Source organism: Mesorhizobium album, assembly GCF_033977205.1.
GTDB lineage: Bacteria > Pseudomonadota > Alphaproteobacteria > Rhizobiales > Rhizobiaceae > Mesorhizobium > Mesorhizobium album.
In genome coordinates this window covers 205,457-222,778 of the sequence record NZ_JAVIIW010000002.1, presented here as the reverse complement: position 1 = coordinate 222,778, position 17,322 = coordinate 205,457, and the positions used below count along the sequence as shown (strand labels likewise).

General features: G+C 66.5%; 15 protein-coding genes. 10 read left to right on the top strand and 5 right to left on the bottom strand.

Going from position 1 to position 17,322, the window contains the following annotated elements:
• Nucleotides 1–37 precede the first annotated feature (37 nt).
• From RFN28_RS02830 to RFN28_RS02795, 8 genes are all read left to right on the top strand, one after another.
• Entirely contained in the window at nucleotides 38–820 is a 783-nt protein-coding gene (locus RFN28_RS02830) for an SDR family oxidoreductase (protein ID WP_320285851.1), read from the top strand.
• Nucleotides 796–2,352: a mannitol dehydrogenase family protein gene (locus RFN28_RS02825; RefSeq protein ID WP_430677084.1), complete on the top strand. Its 1,557-nt coding sequence runs from the start codon at nucleotides 796–798 to the stop codon at nucleotides 2,350–2,352. Before RFN28_RS02830 ends, RFN28_RS02825 begins: the two co-directional genes overlap by 25 nt.
• 18 nt (nucleotides 2,353–2,370) lie before the next feature.
• Nucleotides 2,371–3,285, top strand: a complete 915-nt coding sequence (locus tag RFN28_RS02820; protein ID WP_320285849.1) for a sugar phosphate isomerase/epimerase family protein — start codon at nucleotides 2,371–2,373, stop codon at nucleotides 3,283–3,285.
• Between the two features lie 92 nt (nucleotides 3,286–3,377).
• Entirely contained in the window at nucleotides 3,378–4,427 is a 1,050-nt protein-coding gene (locus tag RFN28_RS02815) for an ABC transporter substrate-binding protein (RefSeq protein WP_320285848.1), read from the top strand.
• 53 nt (nucleotides 4,428–4,480) lie between these two features.
• Nucleotides 4,481–6,061, top strand: a complete 1,581-nt coding sequence (locus RFN28_RS02810) for a sugar ABC transporter ATP-binding protein (protein ID WP_320285847.1) — start codon at nucleotides 4,481–4,483, stop codon at nucleotides 6,059–6,061.
• Nucleotides 6,058–7,044: an ABC transporter permease gene (locus RFN28_RS02805; RefSeq protein WP_320285846.1), complete on the top strand. Its 987-nt coding sequence runs from the start codon at nucleotides 6,058–6,060 to the stop codon at nucleotides 7,042–7,044. Before RFN28_RS02810 ends, RFN28_RS02805 begins: the two co-directional genes overlap by 4 nt.
• A complete protein-coding gene (locus tag RFN28_RS02800) occupies nucleotides 7,041–8,027 on the top strand; it encodes an ABC transporter permease (RefSeq protein ID WP_320285845.1) in 987 nt (328 codons plus the stop codon). Before RFN28_RS02805 ends, RFN28_RS02800 begins: the two co-directional genes overlap by 4 nt.
• Before the next feature lie 131 nt (nucleotides 8,028–8,158).
• On the top strand, nucleotides 8,159–8,881 hold the full coding sequence (locus RFN28_RS02795; RefSeq protein ID WP_320285844.1) for a Crp/Fnr family transcriptional regulator: 723 nt from the start codon (nucleotides 8,159–8,161) through the stop codon (nucleotides 8,879–8,881).
• A 42-nt stretch (nucleotides 8,882–8,923) separates the two neighbouring features.
• On the opposite strand, the gene RFN28_RS02790 is transcribed toward RFN28_RS02795, so the two are convergent.
• From RFN28_RS02790 to RFN28_RS02775, 4 genes are read right to left on the bottom strand one after another with little or no spacing between them, the layout of a single operon-like run.
• A complete protein-coding gene (locus RFN28_RS02790; RefSeq protein WP_320285843.1) occupies nucleotides 8,924–9,391 on the bottom strand; it encodes a hemerythrin domain-containing protein in 468 nt (155 codons plus the stop codon).
• A 39-nt stretch (nucleotides 9,392–9,430) separates the two neighbouring features.
• On the bottom strand, nucleotides 9,431–9,562 hold the full coding sequence (gene cydX / locus RFN28_RS02785; protein ID WP_320285842.1) for a cytochrome bd-I oxidase subunit CydX: 132 nt from the start codon (nucleotides 9,560–9,562) through the stop codon (nucleotides 9,431–9,433).
• Nucleotides 9,563–9,581: 19 nt separating this feature from the next.
• Complete coding sequence (gene cydB / locus RFN28_RS02780) at nucleotides 9,582–10,736, bottom strand: cytochrome d ubiquinol oxidase subunit II (protein WP_320285841.1); 1,155 nt, start codon at nucleotides 10,734–10,736, stop codon at nucleotides 9,582–9,584.
• A gap of 19 nt (nucleotides 10,737–10,755) precedes the next feature.
• Complete coding sequence (locus RFN28_RS02775) at nucleotides 10,756–12,327, bottom strand: cytochrome ubiquinol oxidase subunit I (RefSeq protein ID WP_320285840.1); 1,572 nt, start codon at nucleotides 12,325–12,327, stop codon at nucleotides 10,756–10,758.
• A 99-nt stretch (nucleotides 12,328–12,426) separates the two neighbouring features.
• Here RFN28_RS02775 and RFN28_RS02770 point away from each other — a divergent pair, with 99 nt between their 5' ends.
• Together RFN28_RS02770 and RFN28_RS02765 are read left to right on the top strand one after the other, a co-directional pair.
• Complete coding sequence (locus tag RFN28_RS02770) at nucleotides 12,427–14,031, top strand: ATP-binding cassette domain-containing protein (RefSeq protein WP_320285839.1); 1,605 nt, start codon at nucleotides 12,427–12,429, stop codon at nucleotides 14,029–14,031.
• Complete coding sequence (locus RFN28_RS02765; RefSeq protein WP_320285838.1) at nucleotides 14,028–15,626, top strand: ATP-binding cassette domain-containing protein; 1,599 nt, start codon at nucleotides 14,028–14,030, stop codon at nucleotides 15,624–15,626. The genes RFN28_RS02770 and RFN28_RS02765 overlap by 4 nt, the downstream gene beginning before the upstream one ends.
• Here the strand turns inward: RFN28_RS02765 and RFN28_RS02760 are convergent, their stop codons facing one another.
• Nucleotides 15,627–17,120: a helicase HerA domain-containing protein gene (locus RFN28_RS02760; RefSeq protein WP_320285837.1), complete on the bottom strand. Its 1,494-nt coding sequence runs from the start codon at nucleotides 17,118–17,120 to the stop codon at nucleotides 15,627–15,629.
• Between the last annotated feature and the right edge of the window lie 202 nt (nucleotides 17,121–17,322).

Here is a 17,322-nt window from a genome sequence, read left to right as displayed (position 1 = left end):
ATTTTCAAAAAATAGAAACTTTGTTCCGGGAGGAGGAATGGAGGTTCGTCTCGACGGCAAGGTGGTGCTGGTCACCGGCGCGACGCAAGGTGTCGGCCGCGCGATCGCCGAGACGGCCGCGCGCTCCGGCGTCGCTGGCCTGCTGATCACCGGACGCGACAGGAAGCGCGGCGACGCCGTCGCGGTGCAATTGTCTGCTATCGGCACGCCAACCGTCTTTGCCGCCGCCGATCTCGGCGCTCCCGAGACTCCGCCAATGCTCGCCCAAGCCTGCATCGGGCGCTTCGGCCGCATCGACGGTCTGGTCAACGCTGCCGGCCTTACCGACCGCGCCTCCTTCATCAATGCCAGCCTGGACGACTGGGCATCGCTGTTTGCCGTCAACGCGCGCGCTCCTTTCTTTCTCATGCAGGCGGCCATAGCCGAGATGAAGCGCCGCGGACAGGGCGGCGCCATCGTCAACATCCTGTCGATCAACGCGCATTGCGGCGCGCCGGAGCTTGCCGTCTATTCCGCCACCAAGGGCGCGCTGGCGACGCTGACCAAGAATGCCGCCAACGCCCATCGCTTCGACCGCATCCGCGTCAACGGCATCAATGTCGGCTGGACCGACACGCCGGCCGAACGCGTCATGCAGGCCGAAACCCTCGGACAGGGTCCGGGCTGGCTCGACGCGGCCAACGCCGCGCAACCCTTCGGCCGGCTGTTTTCGGTGAACGATATCGCCAACCTCGCCGTCTTCCTGCTCTCCGATGCTGCCGGGCCGATGACCGGCGCGCTGATCGATCAGGAGCAATGGGTGATCGGAGCGAACCGGTGAACGCGGCGCGCGCCGAAAATCTCGGCCCGCCCCTGCTCGGCCGCCTGCCGCCGGAGGTCCGCAAGCCGGCATACGATCGCGCCGCGCTCGAGCCAGGCATCGCGCATATCGGTGTCGGCGCCTTCCATCGCTGCCATCAGGCTGAATACACCGACGACCTTCTGGCGAGCCATTTCGACCGCTGGGGGCTGGTCGGCATCAACATCCGCCCTCCCATGCTTGCCGAAACGCTCGGCCGGCAAGACGGCCTCTACACGCGGCTGATCCGCCAGAACGACGAGGTCGAGGCGCGCGTCATCGGCAGCATCGTGCGCGTCGTCGACAGCCAGGACAGCGCGGAGCCGGCGCTGGAGGTACTCGCCTGGCCCGACATCGAGATGGTCACCATGACGGTGACCGAGAAAGGCTACTGCCACGTCCCGTCGAGCGGCGCGGTCGACCTCGACCATCCCGACATTGTTCACGACCTCGTGAACCCCGAGGCGCCGCGCAGCGTGCCCGGCATCCTGGTGAAGGCGTTGGAACTGCGCAGGGCTTCGCATGGCCGGCCGGTGACGCTGCTTTCCTGCGACAACATCCCGGCCAACGGCACCATCCTGCGCAATGTCGTGCGGGCGATCGCCGAGCGGCGCGGCAACGGGCTGGCGGACTGGATCGCCGCCAATGTCGCCTTCCCCTCGGCCATGGTCGACCGCATCGCGCCGGCCACGACCGAAGCCGATATCGATACCGTCGCAGAGCGCTTCGGCTATCGCGACGACGCCGTGGTCGTCGGCGAGCGCTTCCGCCAATGGGTGATCGAGAACCGCTTCGCCGGCCGCGTTCCGCGCTGGGACCTTGTCGGCGCCACCTTCGTCGACGATGTCACCCCGTTCGAGCACCTCAAGATGCGGGTGCTGAACGGCGCCCAGACGACGCTCTGCTATCTCGGCGTGCTCGGCGGCTTCGAGCACACTTTCGAGGCCGTCGCCAACCCGCTTCTGGCGACCTTCGTCCGCCGCATGCTGACTGAAGAGACGCTGCCGACACTGATGCCGGTTCCAGGCATCTCGCCGGCCGCCTATGTCGAGCAGAGCCTCGCGCGGCTCGCCAACACGGCGATCCGCCATCGCAATCACCAGATCGCCACCGACGGCTCGCAGAAGATCGCCCAGCGCCTGCTCAACCCGATCCGCGACCGGCTGGCCAAGGGCGAGAGTATTGCGCTTCTGTCAGTGCCGGTCGCCGGCTGGATGGCTTATCTGGTCAAGGCTTCCGCGCGCTTTGGCCGTGCCTGGCAGGTGTCCGATCCCTTTGCCGAAAGGATCGCGGCCATTGCTGACCGTGTCGGTGCGGGCAGCAAGGGACTCGCCGACGCTATCCTTGCCATCGATGCCATCTTCGATCCGTCCTTGGCGGCCAATGACACACTCCGCGCGAATGTCATCGCCGCACTCGATGGATTGCTCTCAAAGGATCCGATGGCCTTTGTCAGACATGTCTGCGCTGAACCAATAGATGCGCGGTTGAAGCGACCAGTACGATCTGCATAGTACAAGAAGGGAGGCATCATGAAACTTGGACTGCTCACGGCGCCATTTCCGGATACTCCACTCAGCGAGGTCGCCGACTGGGCGCGCTCGGCCGGCTTCGAGGCGCTGGAAATCGCCTGCTGGCCGAAGGCTTCCGGTGCCAGCCGCCGCTATGCCGGCACCAGCCATATCGACGCCGCCGGCACTTCGGCAGCGCAAGCGAAGGACATCGCCGACGAGCTTGCCGGCAAGGGCCTGACCATCTCCGGCCACGGCTTCTACCCCAATCCCCTGCACCCGGATCAGGCGCATCGCGAGGCGGTGATCGATCATCTGAAGAAGGTGATCGTGCTGGCGAGCCGTATGGGTGTCTCGGTGGTCAACACCTTCTGCGGCGGCGATCCCTCGAAGACCATCGACGCCAACTGGGAAGACGCGCAAAAGGTCTGGCCCGCGATCATCGCCCATGCGCGCGAGCATGGCGTGAAGCTCGCCTTCGAGAACTGCCCGATGATCTTCAGCTACGACGAATGGCCGGGCGGGCATAACATCGCCTACTCGCCTTACATCTGGCGCCGCATCCTCGAAGCCTGGGGCGGCGACATCGGGATGAATTTCGACCCCTCGCATCTCGTCTGGCAGATGATCGACAAGGAACGCTTCATCCGCGAGTTCGGCCCACACATGCTGCATGTGCACGCCAAGGACCTGATGATTGATCATGATGGTTTGTACGAGCGCGGAATTCTCTCCGCCGGCATAGGCTGGCAGGTGCCGCGCATGCCGGGGCTGGGCGACATCAACTGGAGCACGATCTTTTCGGGTCTTTACCGGGCCGGATATGACGGGCCGATCATCATCGAGCATGAGGACCGCCGATTCGAGGGGAGCGACGAAAAGGTGAAGCGCGGATTCCTGCTTGCCCGCGACGTGCTGCGCCCCTTCGTCAAGTGACCGGGACAAAACGGCTTGGCTCCTACGGCGCCGAGGACGCCCTGGAGCTGCAACTGAACTGCAACTGACAATCAATGTGGAGGAGTACTGAAATGAAGAAATACCTGACCATGGCCCCGCTGCCCATTGTCCCACTACTTGCCGGTGCCGCCTTGCTTGCCTCGGTGGGCGTCTCGTCCGCCGCCGGCAAGTACACGATCGGCATTTCCAACACCGTGCAGGGCAATGGCTGGCGCGAGGAGATGATCTGCGCCATGAAGGCGCAGGCGCTCGCTTCCGGCGAAGTGGCGAAGCTCAACATCGCGCACCGCAATACCGACGCCGCCGGCCAGCTCGAGGACATCCGCAACCTGATCAGCGCCAAGGTCGACGCCATTGTCGTCAACCCGGCCGACCCGGCCGGCATAAAGGCCGGCCTCGAGGAAGCGACCAAAGCCGGCATCGTCGTCGTCGCCGTCGACCAGGCGGTGACCGAGCCATCCGCCTACATCATATCCAACAACCAGGAAGACTATGCCTATCTCGGCGCCAAGTGGCTGTTCAAGCAGATGGGCGGCAAGGGCGAGGTGCTTTATATGCGCGGCGCCGCTGGCGCCTCGGCCGACAGCGATCGCGACAAAGGCTTCAAGAAGGCGCTGGCCGAATTCCCCGACGTGAAGGTGGCGCAGGAGGTCTTCACCGGCTGGCAGCAGGATCAGGGCAAGCAGCAGATGCTGTCCTTCCTCGCCTCAGGCGCGCCCTTCAACGGCGTCTGGACCTCCGGCATCGACAACGTGATCGTCGACGCGCTTGTCGAGCAGCAGGCGCCGATGGTGCCGGTCGTCGGCGCCGACAATGCCGGCTTCGTCGGCCAGTTGAACTCAGTCAAGGGCCTGATGGGTGCCGCGGTCACCAATCCGGGCTCGATCGGCGGCGCGGGCATCACGCTGGCGCTGCAGATCCTCGATGGCAAGAAGCCGGCTGAGCAGACCGTGCTGGTCCAGCCGCAGCTCTGGGAAAACGCCACCGACGAAGGCAAGGCCAAGCTGAAGTCGGCCGCCGACCCGTCGCTCAGCCCCGAATGGCCGGTCTCGATCTCGATCCCGGACTGGACCAGCTACACCAAAGACCAGATCGTCGCCTGCAAGGGCCCGGGCGAGTAATTGCGCAATTGAGTTGAAACACGAGGACGGCAGGTATCAACTTGCCGTCCTCGATGCTTGAGCCGAGAACGCAAGTTTTGACGACGAACGAATTGCCGAAAAAAGCATTGCTGGACGCCACCGGCGTGGCGAAGAACTACGGTGCGGTTGCCGCGCTGCGCAACGCCTCGCTCTCGGTGCTGCCGGGCGAGGTCCATGCGCTGATGGGCGCCAACGGCGCCGGCAAGTCGACGCTGGTGAAGATTCTGACCGGCGCCATCCGGGCGGATGCCGGCCGCATCTTGATCCGCGGCGAGGCCCGTGATGTCCGCTCCCCCGCCGCCGCCCGCCGCGCCGGCCTGCTGCCCGTCTACCAGGAGCCGGCGCTGATCCCCGATCTCAACGTGCTTTCCAATCTGCGGCTCACCGGCACGCCGGTCGAGCCGTTCCGTGCCTGGGTGCGCGAGCTCGGCATTCCGAACCTCGACATACGCGAGACCGCGCGCGACATTCCGCTCGCCGTGCTGCGCGTGCTCGACCTGGCGCGCGCACTTGCCATGGAACCCGATGTGCTGCTGCTCGACGAGATGACGGCGGCACTTCCCGCCAACCTCGCCGAAAAGGTGCTGGAAGTCATGCGCCGCCAGGGCAACAGCGGCCGCTCTGTCATCTTCATCTCGCACCGTTTCGTCGAGATTTCCGCGCTTTGCGACCGCGCCACGGTGCTGCGCGACGGCGCCACCGTCGGCGTCGTCAACATCGGGCCGGGCGTCGAGGAGAAGATCGTCGAGATGATGCTTGGCGCCCGCATCGAGAAGACCAGCGTCGCCGCGGCACGCACGGCAAGCGAGGCGCCGGTCGTGAAGGACAGCCACCCGCGGCTCTCGGTCCGCAATTTGCAGCTCGGCACCAAGCTGCACGATGTCTCCTTCGATCTCGCCAATGGCGAGGTGGCCGGCGTCGTCGCGCTCGAAGGCCAGGGCCAAGACGAGCTTTTCGCCGCCCTTGCCGGCTCGATCCGGCCGGCCGCCGGCACGATCGCCGTCGACGGCGTGCCAGTGAAGTTCTCGCATCCGAGCGACGCCATCCGCGCCGGCATCGCCTATGTGCCGGGCGATCGCACCGAGGCGCTCGCCATGCAGCGCTCGGTGCGCGAGAACATCGCGTTGCCCTTCAGCGCCGCGTTCCGCAAATGGGGACCGATCAAGGTGCGCAGAGAGCGCTGGGTCGTCTCCAGCGCAGTCGCCCGTTTGCAGATCGACACCCGCGCTCAGGGCGAGGTTCAGCGCCTTTCCGGCGGCAACCAGCAGAAGGTTACCATTGCCCGCTGGATCGCGGCGGACGCCCGCACCATCCTCTGCTTCGACCCGACGCGCGGCATCGACGTCGGCACCAAACAGGAGATCTACAAATTGCTGCGCGAGCTCGCCGGCCTTGGCAAATCGGTTCTGTTCTACACGTCGGAACTGGAAGAGGTGCAGCGTGTCTGCGACCGTGTCATCGTGATCTTCGGCGGCCGCGTCGTCGACACTTTTCCGGTCGAGCTCGCCGACGAGCCGACGCTGATGCGGGCAGCCTACGGCCTGCCGCGCGGCGCCAGGGAGGATGTCGGCATCCTTGCCGATGTCAGGCCCGATGCGGAGGCAGCGCCATGATGCGCTTCCTGCGCCGCCAGGGCTGGGTCGCCGGCCTGCTCGCCCTGTTAATATTCCTGTTCGTCATCACCAGGCTGATCCAGCCGGGCTACGGCAGCGGCGACTTCGGCTCGCTCGCGCGGGCAGTTTTGCCCTACGCCTTTGCCGTCGCGGCGCAGACCGTCGTCGTCATCGCCGGCGGCATCGACCTCTCTGTCGCCGCCATGATGGCGCTGACCAGCGTGACGGCCGCCTCGATGATGAACGGCGCCAGCGAAGAATTTGCCTTCTTCGTCGTGCCCTTCGTGCTGGCCATGGGGCTAGTGCTCGGCGCGCTGAACGGCATCCTCATCGTCGTCACCCGCGTGCCAGATATCGTCGTGACTTTAGCCACGCTGTTCGTGCTGCAGGGGGCGGCGCTTCTGGTGCTTGACGCGCCCGGCGGCGCCGCCGCCGAATGGCTGAAGGCAAGCGTCGTCGGCACCATGCCGATACCCGGCCTGCCGGATTGGGCCGACGCCTGGGTTCCGAAGGCGCTGGTGCTGCTCCTTGTCTGCCTCTTCATCATCTGGATCCCGCTGCGAAGTTCGCGCCTCGGGCTTTCCATCTACGCCATCGGCAGCGACGAGCTTGCCGCCTTCCGCAGCGGTGTGCCGGTGGCCCGCACCAGGATCGTCGCCTACGCGCTCTCCGGCCTGTTCGCGGCGTTTGGCGGCCTGTCGCTCACCATCAGCACCGGCATCGGCGCGCCTATCCCAGGCCCCTATCTGCTTGCCAGCGTCGCGGCGGTGGTGCTGGGCGGCGTCGCGCTCGGCGGAGGCAAGGGCGGGCTGCTCGGACCGATCATTGCCGTCTTCGTGCTCAGGCTGGTGCGCACCGACCTCACGCTTCTCGCCATCGATCCCAACGTCACCGCCATCATCGAGGGCGCGATCATGGTCGCCGTGGTCATGTTCGGCGCCTTCATCACCATCCGGGGCCGCCCGGCAGGAGCAATGCCATGAGCAGCAGCGCGACCATGCCCCAACCGGCCCCCTTCGGCCGCCGCCTCAAACGCTTCATGGCGGATCGGCCGCTCATCCCGCTGATCATATTGCTGATCATCCTGGTCGCGATCCTGCAGGGTCTGCGCCCGGGCATCGTCAACGAGCGCTGGATCGCCAACACGGCGAAGTTCGCCATTCCGCTGGCGATCCTCGCCGGCTGCCAGACCATGACGATGCTGACCGGCGGTATCGATCTCTCGGTCGGCACGGTGGCGACGATGGGCGCCTTCATCATGGCCAGCCAGATCGTCAATCAGGACCCCACGGTGGCTTTCATCCTCGCCATGCTGCCGGCGGTGCTGATCGGCCTCGTCAACGGCATAGGCGTCGGCGTCTTCCGCGTCCATCCGCTGATCATGACGCTCGGCACCAGCCTGATCGGCACCGGCTTCCTACAGGTCTACCAGCGCACCGTCATCGCCTCAGGCGCCAGGATCCCGGATTTCCTCAACTGGCTGGGCACCGGCCTCACCTACGGCTTCCCAAACGCGCTCTTCCTGTTCGTGCCGGTGGCGGTGTTGATCGTCTTCACGCTCAACCGCACCGGTTTTGGCCGCCTGCTCTACGCCGTCGGCGACAATGAGCGCGCGGCACGCCTCTCCGGCGTCCGCTACTGGCAGGTGATCACCGCGCTCTACGTCATCTCCAGCCTGCTCGCCGGCATCACCGGCCTGCTCTATATCGGCCTGATCAAGGCGCCCTCGCTCTCGCTCGCCGAGCCGCTGGTGCTGCCTTCGGTGGCCGCCGCCGTCATCGGCGGCACCTCGATCTTCGGCGGCCGCGGCGGCTACATGGGCACAATCGTCGGCGCGCTGATCCTCACAGTTCTGACGACGCTGCTCACCATCCTGCAGATGCCCGAAGGTGGTCGCCGCATCCTCTTCGGCTTCATCGTGCTGTTCGTGACCGCGGCGTATTTGCGGATCATCGAGGATCGCTGAGACGGCTCGCGCGGTGGTCGTGGGTAGTTCGGAGGCGGTGGGGACGGAGGGTTCGTAAGGCGGGGCTGCGACGCTATCGCCCTCTCCCTTGCGTTGCTGGCGGGCGGCAGGAACACTATAGGTGTTCCATCGTGCGCGAAGACATTCACACGACGGGCATTCCGGCTCTCTGCGTTTCATGCGAAGCGCGGCATCGCGGCGTTTGCGGCGCGCTCAGCTCCGACCAGCTTGTCGCCCTTTCCAAATCGACGAAGCGGCACAAGGCCGAGGCCGGCAAGGAACTGGTGAGCGATTCCAGGAGCGTCGAACGCTTCGCAAACGTGCTTTCCGGCGTCGTGAAGCTCACCAAGACGCTTTCCGACGGCCGCCAGCAGATCGTCGGCCTGCAGTTTGCTCCGGATTTCCTCGGCAGGCCGTTCCAGGCCGAGAGCTCGCTGACCGCCGAGGCCGCAACCGAGGTCGAGCTGTGCTCGTTCCCGCGTCAGGCGCTGGAGCGCTTGATGAAGGAGCAGCCGGACCTCGAGCATCGCCTGCTTGAGCAGAAGCTGCGCGAGCTCGACCAGGCGCGCGACTGGATGGTGGCGCTCGGCCGCAAGACCGCAGCCGAGAAGATCGCGAGCTTCCTTTTGATGATCGCGCGCAACATCGATCCTGCCGCCGGACCGGAGCGCCGCAGCGCCGCTTTCGAACTGCCGCTGTCGCGCGCCGAGATCGCGGATTTTCTCGGGCTGACCATCGAGACGGTTAGCCGTCAGATCACCCGCCTGCGCGGCGAAAACGTGATCCGCGTCGAGAATAATCGCCACGTCATCGTCGACGACATCGGGCGTCTGGCTGCGCGGGCCGGGGACTGATTTCCGCCTGCCTGTCCGTTGGCAATCCGGCACAGGAAGTCGCTACGGATTGTTGCCGGAACCGTTCCCGCGAGCGCCGAGGATCTCGGGCAGCACATGGTCGCGCTCGAAGGCGATGTGGCGGCGTGTCGATTCGAAAAAGGCGCGCAGCATGTAACCGAAAGCCTCGGGGTTCTCGATCGGCCGCCCGTGACCGTGAGCGAGCAGGGCCTCGCTGAGGTCCGCCGCTGCGCTTTCGTCCTCCACATGCTCGAGCCTGAGCCGCGCGACGATGTCTTCCTCGCCTGTTCGCCGCAGGAAGGCGGGGAAGACGACCTCTTCCTCGAAGCGATGACACTCGCGCAGCACAGGCAAGAGGTCGGCCGCCACGGCGAGGCACTGAAGCCGGTCGACGCGCGACGGCAGATCGTCGGCGATGCCTTCAAGCATGTGGCAGAGCGCGAGCATCTGCACATGCGCCCGCCTTAAATCCGCCGGGCTGCGCAACGGCTCTGGGTTTGCGTCTGTCATATTGGCTCCTCCGCCTGACCGGACTGCAAATAATCGGACTCAAGGGGTGGGTAAGACCACGGCGTCCTGGGTAGGCTCTTCGCGAACGGTGCGCAGCTCGTACCAGAGCGCGTTGAGGATGCCGACGGAGGCGGCCAGTCCGAGGCCGAGGATCCAGGAAAAATACCACATGGTCAGTACTCCGGTTGAATCAATAGGCCGACGAGCCGGCCTTCTCGATGCTTTTCTCGCCGACCTTGCCCCACAGCACGCGGTAGACCCAGCCGGTATAGGCAAGGATCAGCGGCATGAAGACCACCGTGGCGATCAGCATGTTGCGCAGCGTGGCGCGGCTTGACGAAGCGTCGAAGACGGTGAGCGAATGGCTGGGGTTGCTGCTCGACGGCAAGAGGATGGGGAACATGGCGAGCCCGACGGTCGCGATGATCATCGCCACGCTGAGCTTCGAGACGAGGAAGGTCCTGCCTTCGAGCCTCGCGCGGAAGCCAAGCGCGGCAAGCAGCGGCGCGGCGATGCCGAGAGCGGGCACGATCCAGAGCAGCGGGTGGGCCTGGAAGTTTGCCAGCCAGGCGCCGCCATCGGCCGTAACCGTCTTGGCGAGCGGATTGGACGGCCCACCCCAGGCGATCGGCGAGGTCACGCGGTAGCCGCCGAGCAGGCCGAGCCAGACGAGCACGCCGCCGCCCGCGAAGAGCGCCGAAGTGACGATGGCAAACCTTGCGCCGATCGCGCGGGCGCGCTCGGCGACGCTGCCTTCCGCCTTGAAGGTGAGCCAGGCCGCGCCATGCGTCACCAGCATGGCGAGCGATACCAGGCCGCAATAAAGCGCCAGCGGATTGAGCAAGCCGAGTAGACTGCCTTCGTAGACCGGGCGCAGGTCCGGCGTGAAATGGAAGGGCACGCCTTGCAGCGTGTTGCCGACGGCGACGCCGAAGATCAGCGCCGGCACCGCGCTTCCGACGAAGAGTGCCCAGTCCCAGCGCGTGCGCCAGGCCGCCTCGGGCCGCTTCGAGCGGTACTTGAAGGCCACCGGGCGCATGATCAGTGCCAGGAGCACCAGGAACATGGCGAGGTAGAAGCCGGAGAAGCTCAGCGCGTAAAGCGCCGGCCAGGCCGCGAAGATGGCGCCGCCGCCGAGGATGAACCACACCTGGTTGCCTTCCCAGACCGGGCCGATGGTGTTGATCGCAACGCGACGTTCAGCATCGGTTCGGGCGACGAACGGCAGCAGCGCGCCGACGCCCATGTCGAACCCGTCGGTCGCGGCAAAGCCTATCAGCAGCACGCCAAGCAGGATCCACCAGATCACGCGCAGCGTTTCATAGTCGAAGAGAAAGTCGATCATCGTCGTGATCCTTTGCGCGTCATTCTGCGGGTTGCATGGCAAGGTCGGCGTCCGGGCGCAGGTCATCGATGACCTTCGCGACCTCCGGCCCCTTGCGGATGGCGGCGAGCATCAGCCTGACCTCGATGATGGCGAGCACGCCGTAGACGAGCGTGAAACCGGCGATGGTGAGGAGCAGGTCGGCGACGCCAAGCTCGGACGTAGCAAGGAAGGTCGGCAGCACCCCGTCGATGATCCAGGGCTGGCGGCCGAATTCCGCCACGAACCATCCGACCTCGATGGCGATCCAAGGCAGCGGCATGGCGATGAGGGCGGCGCGGAAAAGCCAGCGCGGCGCCTCGGTTTCCCGCGTCGTGTGCCAAAGCGACAGCGCGAACAGGGCAAGAAGCACGAAGCCGCAGCCTACCATCAGCCGGAAGCCGAAGAAGAGCAGCGGCACATAAGGCACCGTCGACCAGGCGGCATCCTTGATCTGCTGCTCGCTCGCCTGCCTGGGGTCGGGCAGGTATCGCTTGAGCAGCAGCGCGTAGCCGAGATCCTTGGAGCTGGCATTGAATACTGCGCGAGCGGCAGTGTCGCCGCGGTCCGCCTTGATCTTCTCCAGCGCGTCATAGGCGACGATGCCGTTGCGGATGCGGGCTTCGGCACGGGCGACGAGCTCATCGATGCCGGCGATCGGCCTGTCGACCGAACGCGTGCCGATGATACCCATCACCCACGGGATGCGGATGGCGAAATGCGTCTCGCGGTCGCTCTGGCTTGGGATGCCGAAGGCCGTGAACGACGCCGGTGCGGGCTCCGTCTCCCACATGGCCTCGATGGCCGCGAGCTTCATTTTCTGGTTGTCGGTGAGCGCGTAGCCGCTCTCGTCGCCGAGCACGATAACCGAGAGCGCCGAGGCCAGGCCAAAGGCCGAGGCGATCACGAAGGAGCGCTTGGCGAGCTGGACATGGCGTCCCTTAAGCAGATACCAGGCCGAGACGCCGAGCACGAAGGTGGCGGCGCAGACATAGCCGGCAGAAACGGTGTGGACGAACTTCGCCTGCGCGACCGGATTGAAGATCACCGCCATGAAATCGGTGACCTCCATGCGCATCGTGTCCGGGTTGAAGGTCGAGCCGACCGGATTTTGCATCCAGCCATTGGCGATCAGGATCCAGAGGGCGGAGAAGTTGGTGCCGAGCGCCATCAGCCAGGTCACGATCATGTGCGCGCGCGGCGACAGCCTGTCCCAGCCGAAGAAGAACAGCCCGACGAAGGTGGCTTCGAGGAAGAAGGCCATCAGGCCCTCGATGGCTAAAGGCGCCCCGAACACGTCGCCGACATAGTGCGAGTAATAGGCCCAGTTCATGCCGAACTGGAATTCCATGGTGATGCCCGTGGCGACGCCGAGGGCGAAGTTGATGCCGAACAGCACGCCCCAGAATTTCGTCATGTCGCGCCAGATGGTCCGGCGCGTCATCACATAGACCGTTTCCATCATGGCGATCAGGATGGAGAGGCCGAGCGTGAGCGGCACGAACAGGAAGTGGTAGAGGGCCGTCAGCGCGAACTGCAACCGGGACAGGTCGACGAGAAGGAAGTCGGACATGGGAAGTATCCTTTTGGATACGTCTCATAGCGCCGGGACGATCGTCATGACTTGATATGGATCAACTCGTTCGGTCGCGGCGCGTGCCAAGAACGAGGCATGAGAAAGCGCTCCGCCCCGCCCCAATATCCTGATCCCGCCTCGCGGGGCGCCTTTCAGGCGCTGACTGCCGCGCGGCGACTGGCAAAACCCGGATTGCGTGGCTTTCTCGTCTTGCAGCTCGTCCGCACCGCGCTGCGGCTCGGCTTCGCCGCCACGGCGGCGATGGCCGTGGGACGCCTCGTGATGGGCGGGTCCGTCGATCCGGAGCTCCTGGCGGCGGCGATGGTTCTTCTGGCGGTTTCCTGCCTTGCCGGCCTTGCCGCCGATAGGGTGCAGGCTTCCGCGGAAAACGCCGTGTCGACCGGCCTGCGCGAGCTGGCTGGCAAGCGCCTGGACGAAATGCCGGCGAAGCTCCTGCAATCGCTCCCGGTCGGCAGCGTCATCGTATCGATGCAGCGGCATCCTGAGCAGGTGGCGGCGCTGGTCATCGGCCATCGCGCCGCCACGGTTATGATGGCGGCCGGTCCGCTGCTTGCGGCCTTGTCGCTCTGCTTCGTCTCCTGGCAGGCGGCGCTGCTGCTCGTCGGCCTGACGCCGGTGATGGTCCTGTTCTTCGCGCTGGTCGGCAATGCCATCCGCCGGCGCGCCGATGCGCAGGAACGCGCCTTCGGCCGGCTGGCCGGCCAGTTCGCCGACCGCATCCGCACGCTGCCGACGATCCTCGCCAACCATGCAATGGTGGGCGAAGCGGCAAAGCTTGCCCGACGCCTCGAAGACTACGCCGGCAGCACGATCGGCCTGCTGCGTATCGCCTTCGTCAATGCCGGCATCATCGATTTCTTCGCCTCGCTCTCGATCGCGCTCCTCGCCGTCTTCCTCGGTCTCGGGCACCTGAAGCTCGCGACCATCCCCGGCTTCTCCAATCTCGAGCTCTGGCAGAGCCTGTTCATCCTGATGATCGCGCCGGAATATTTCGCGCCGTTTCGGCGCTTTTCGGAGCAGTATCACGCCAAGGCGGAAGGGCTCGCGGCGGCTGCGGCGCTCGACCGGCTGCTCGACGCCAAACCGGTCGCGGCGAAGGCTCTGCCGGTGCTCGATCGTCTGGCGCTCTCACTGCCGGCGCAAGGTCTCGTCGCCATTGTCGGCCCCAGCGGATCGGGCAAGTCGACCCTGCTGCGCCGGCTCGCCGGCCTCGAACAGCGCGGAATGTCGGGCGCCGACGGGCTCGCTGGCGAGGAGATCGCCTGGGTCTCGACCGACAGTTTCGTGCCGGAGGGAACGCTCGCCGAAGCCATCGCCTGGAACGCCGGCGCCATGACCCGGGACCGGCTGGAGGACGCCGCCGGCGCGATCGGCCTGCTCGACGACGCGCTTCTGCCGGGCGGCCTCGATGCCAGGCTCGACAAGGGCGGCGCCAACCTTTCCGGCGGCCAGCGGCTGCGCATCGCGGTCGCTCGCGCGGCGCTTGCGGGGCGCGCCGTGCTGGCCGACGAGCCGACGGCAAAGCTCGACCGCGAGACTGCCGAAGCGGTGCGGCGCACGCTGCTTGCGATGTCACGGTCGCGACTGGTCGTCGTGGCCACGCATGACCGGGACCTATCTGCCGCTGCCGACCTGACGGTCGATCTCACCCACGACGATGCCATCGAGGTGGCGGCATGAACACTGCACTCCAATCCTCGAGCCGGAACGTGTGGCGGCTGGCGGCGGCCTTTGCCTTCGCGGCGCTCTTCTGCGCCATATTGCTCGGCGGCGTTTCCGCCTGGCTGCTGGGATCGGTGGCGATCGTCGGCCTATCCGCTACCGCCCTGACCTTCAATTTCCACATGCCGGCGGCTTTCATCAGGCTGTTCGCCATCGGCCGCACGGCGGCCCGTTACGGCGAACGCCTTGCGGGCCATAAGGCGGCGCTCGCCGATCAGGTAGTGCATCGTGTCGAGCTCTTCGCCGCGATGGCGGCGGCGCCCGCGGTGCGCCGGGCCGGATGGCAGCTCGGCGACGACGCACGGCTTGCCGACTATCTCGACGATGTCGAGGACCTCGACTACGCGAAGCTGCGCGCCGGCTTGCCGGCGCTGACGCTGGGCTGCGGGCTCGCCGTGCTGGTCGCCGCGTCGGCGATGCTTGCGCCTTTGTCCCTCTTGCCGATCGTCCTCTTGGTGCTCGCCATTCTGTTCGCGGGGAACAGGGTGGCCAAGGCTGGCGCCATGGCATGGGAGCGCGCCAGGTCGCTGCGCCGCGATGGCGCGAGCCGGCTTGGCGCGGCCATGGCGTCAGCCGTTCCACTCAAGGCGGAGCGTGCTTGGAGCGGTGAATGCGCCGAAGCGCTTGCCGCGTTGTCCCGCGCCGACGGCGCGCTGCTTGCGCTCCGCCGGCTGCAGGCTGGGCTCGACATGATCGGCGCGGCCTTCGGCCCGGCAGCCGGCATCAGCGTGATGGCGGCTGCCTGGCATGCCGGCAGGCAAGGCACGGAACTGCTCCTGCCCATGCTGCTTGCCTTCTCCTGGCTGGCGTTCGGCGAAACCATGAACGGCGCATCGCGCATGCTGGTGGCCATGTTGCGCCGCAACGCCGCCGGGGCGGAGATCGGTCAATGGACGCGCGTGGCTTCGGCCGGCAGGCCCGAACTTGCGCCCGGAGAGGTCGAACCTCGACTGCTTCGGCATGGCGCCCTGCAACGCCGCGCGCCCGACGGCCGGGCGATCGGAACGCCCATCTCCGTGCTCCTCGCAAGGGGTCAGCCGACGGTGCTTGTCGGGGCAAGCGGCTCGGGCAAGACCAGCCTGTTGAAGCAGATCTCCGGCTGGATCGGCGAGGATGCTCTTGCCGCGGGCGACCGCATCCTGTCGGCAGGCGAGCGGCGGGCGCTTTCGGCACTCGTCTTGCACGACGCCGTCATCCTGGAAGACACGGTGCGCGCCAACCTCTTTGCCGGCGACGTCCCGGACGCCGCGCTTTGGCGGGCGCTCGAAGCCGTCGAGATGGATGGCCGCATCCGCGAGGCTGGCGGGCTGGATGCCTGGATCAGGCAGGACAGCTTCTCGCTCGGCGAGGTGCAGCGCATCAATCTTGCGCGCGCTTGGTTGTCCTCCCGGCCGCTCGTGCTCCTCGACGAACCGACCGAGCATCTCGACAACGCGCAGGGCGAGCGCATTCTCGGGCGGCTGCTCGCTCGCTTGAGCGACAGGATCGTCGTGGTCTCCACCCATCGCGCGACGCCGCCTGGCGACGCCCGCACCGTCGAGCTGCAGCCGTAATCAGGCCGCCGAGCTGTCCTGCTCCGCGGCGTTCGGATCGCCCGGCGCCGTCGCCCAGGCGAGTTCGACCAGCGTCACCGTTCGCCGGCCGGCGCCGTCGATCTGGCAGACGATCAGGCCCTGCTCCTCGATATAGTCAAGCAGCCGGCGCGCGCGGCGCAGCGAATGCGAGCCATAGGCCCGGGCAATCGCCGCGTCGCTCGGACAGGGCCAGCCCTCCTTGGCCGCGCGGGCGATCATCATGAACACGCCCTGCATGTCCTCGGGCAGAAGCGAGGCGCGTACCGAAACGTCCCGCCACGCATCGTCCTCGGCCATGTCGGAGCCGACGCCGGCGCGGGCGCGCGTCAGCATGCGGCGGAATTCCGAAAGGTCGGGCACGACCGAAGCCAGGCCTTCGATCCGGCAGCGGACCACGAACTCCTGGTAGAGCACGCCGATGACGCGGAAGCCGGCGTCGGGCTCGGCAAGGATGGCGCGCAGGATGCGGTCCATCCGCTGGCGCCGCTCGGCGAGGTCCTCCGCGCTCGGCTGCGGCTCGGCTGGCTCGGGACGGATGTCGAGCGGAGCGGCCTTGGCCGCCATCAATTGATCGAGCAGGTCCGGCGAAGGCCGGCGCTGTGGTCGCACCGTCTCCGGCGGCGGCGCCGCCAGGATGATCGAGCGCGCATCCTCCAGCGCCGCCTCGGGCAGCGGCATCAGCCGTGGCGTGCCGTTGCGAGGGCTCGTCTCGGTCGATCCGATCCGTACGCTGAGCGGGCGACGCGACAGCGCGGGCCCGAGCGCCATGAAATGCCCGCGCTCCAGATCGCGAAAAGCTTCCGCCTGCCGCCGCTCCATGCCGAGCAGGTCGGCGGCGCGCGCCATGTCGATGTCGAGGAAGGTGCGGCCCATGAGGAAGTTGGAGGCTTCCGCCGCGACGTTCTTGGCAAGCTTCGCCAGCCGCTGCGTGGCGATGATGCCGGCAAGCCCGCGCTTGCGCCCGCGACACATCAGATTGGTCATGGCGCCGAGCGAAAGCTTGCGCGCTTCGTCCGACACCTCGCCGGCGGCGGCCGGCGCGAAGAGCTGCGCCTCGTCCACCACCACCAGCATCGGATACCAATGGTCGCGCGCGACTTCGAACAGGCCGCCGAGGAAGGCGGCGGCGCGCCGCATCTGGTTTTCGGCATCGAGCCCTTCGAGGTTGAGCACCGTCGAGACGCGGTGGATGCGCGCCCGCTCGCCGGCGGCCTGCAGGCCGCGCTCCGTATGCTCCTCGGCGTCGATCACCAGATGGCCGTAACGCTCGCCGAGCGATACGAAATCGCCTTCGGGGTCGATGATGGTCTGCTGCACCCAGGGCGCGCTCTGTTCGAGCAGACGGCGCAACAGATGCGACTTGCCGGAGCCCGAATTGCCTTGCACCAGCAGGCGGGTCGCCAGCAGCTCCTCAAGGTCGAGGGCCGCCGGCGCGCCTGCCGTCGTCTGCCCCATCTCGATTGCAACCGTCATAACTCGACTCGGATAGTCTCCCTGCGCGGGAGGGGCTTAGCAACCGGAGGGCTGTGCGTCGAGCATGCGTCATGATCCTCGGCGCGGTGTTCCACACTTAACGTATGTCGCCCAAAAGCGCGCAGCAGGTTTTGGAAAAATCACATGCGCAAATACAAAGACTTAAAGCGCGTCGCCTGATCCTTTTCAGCGCAACGCGCTT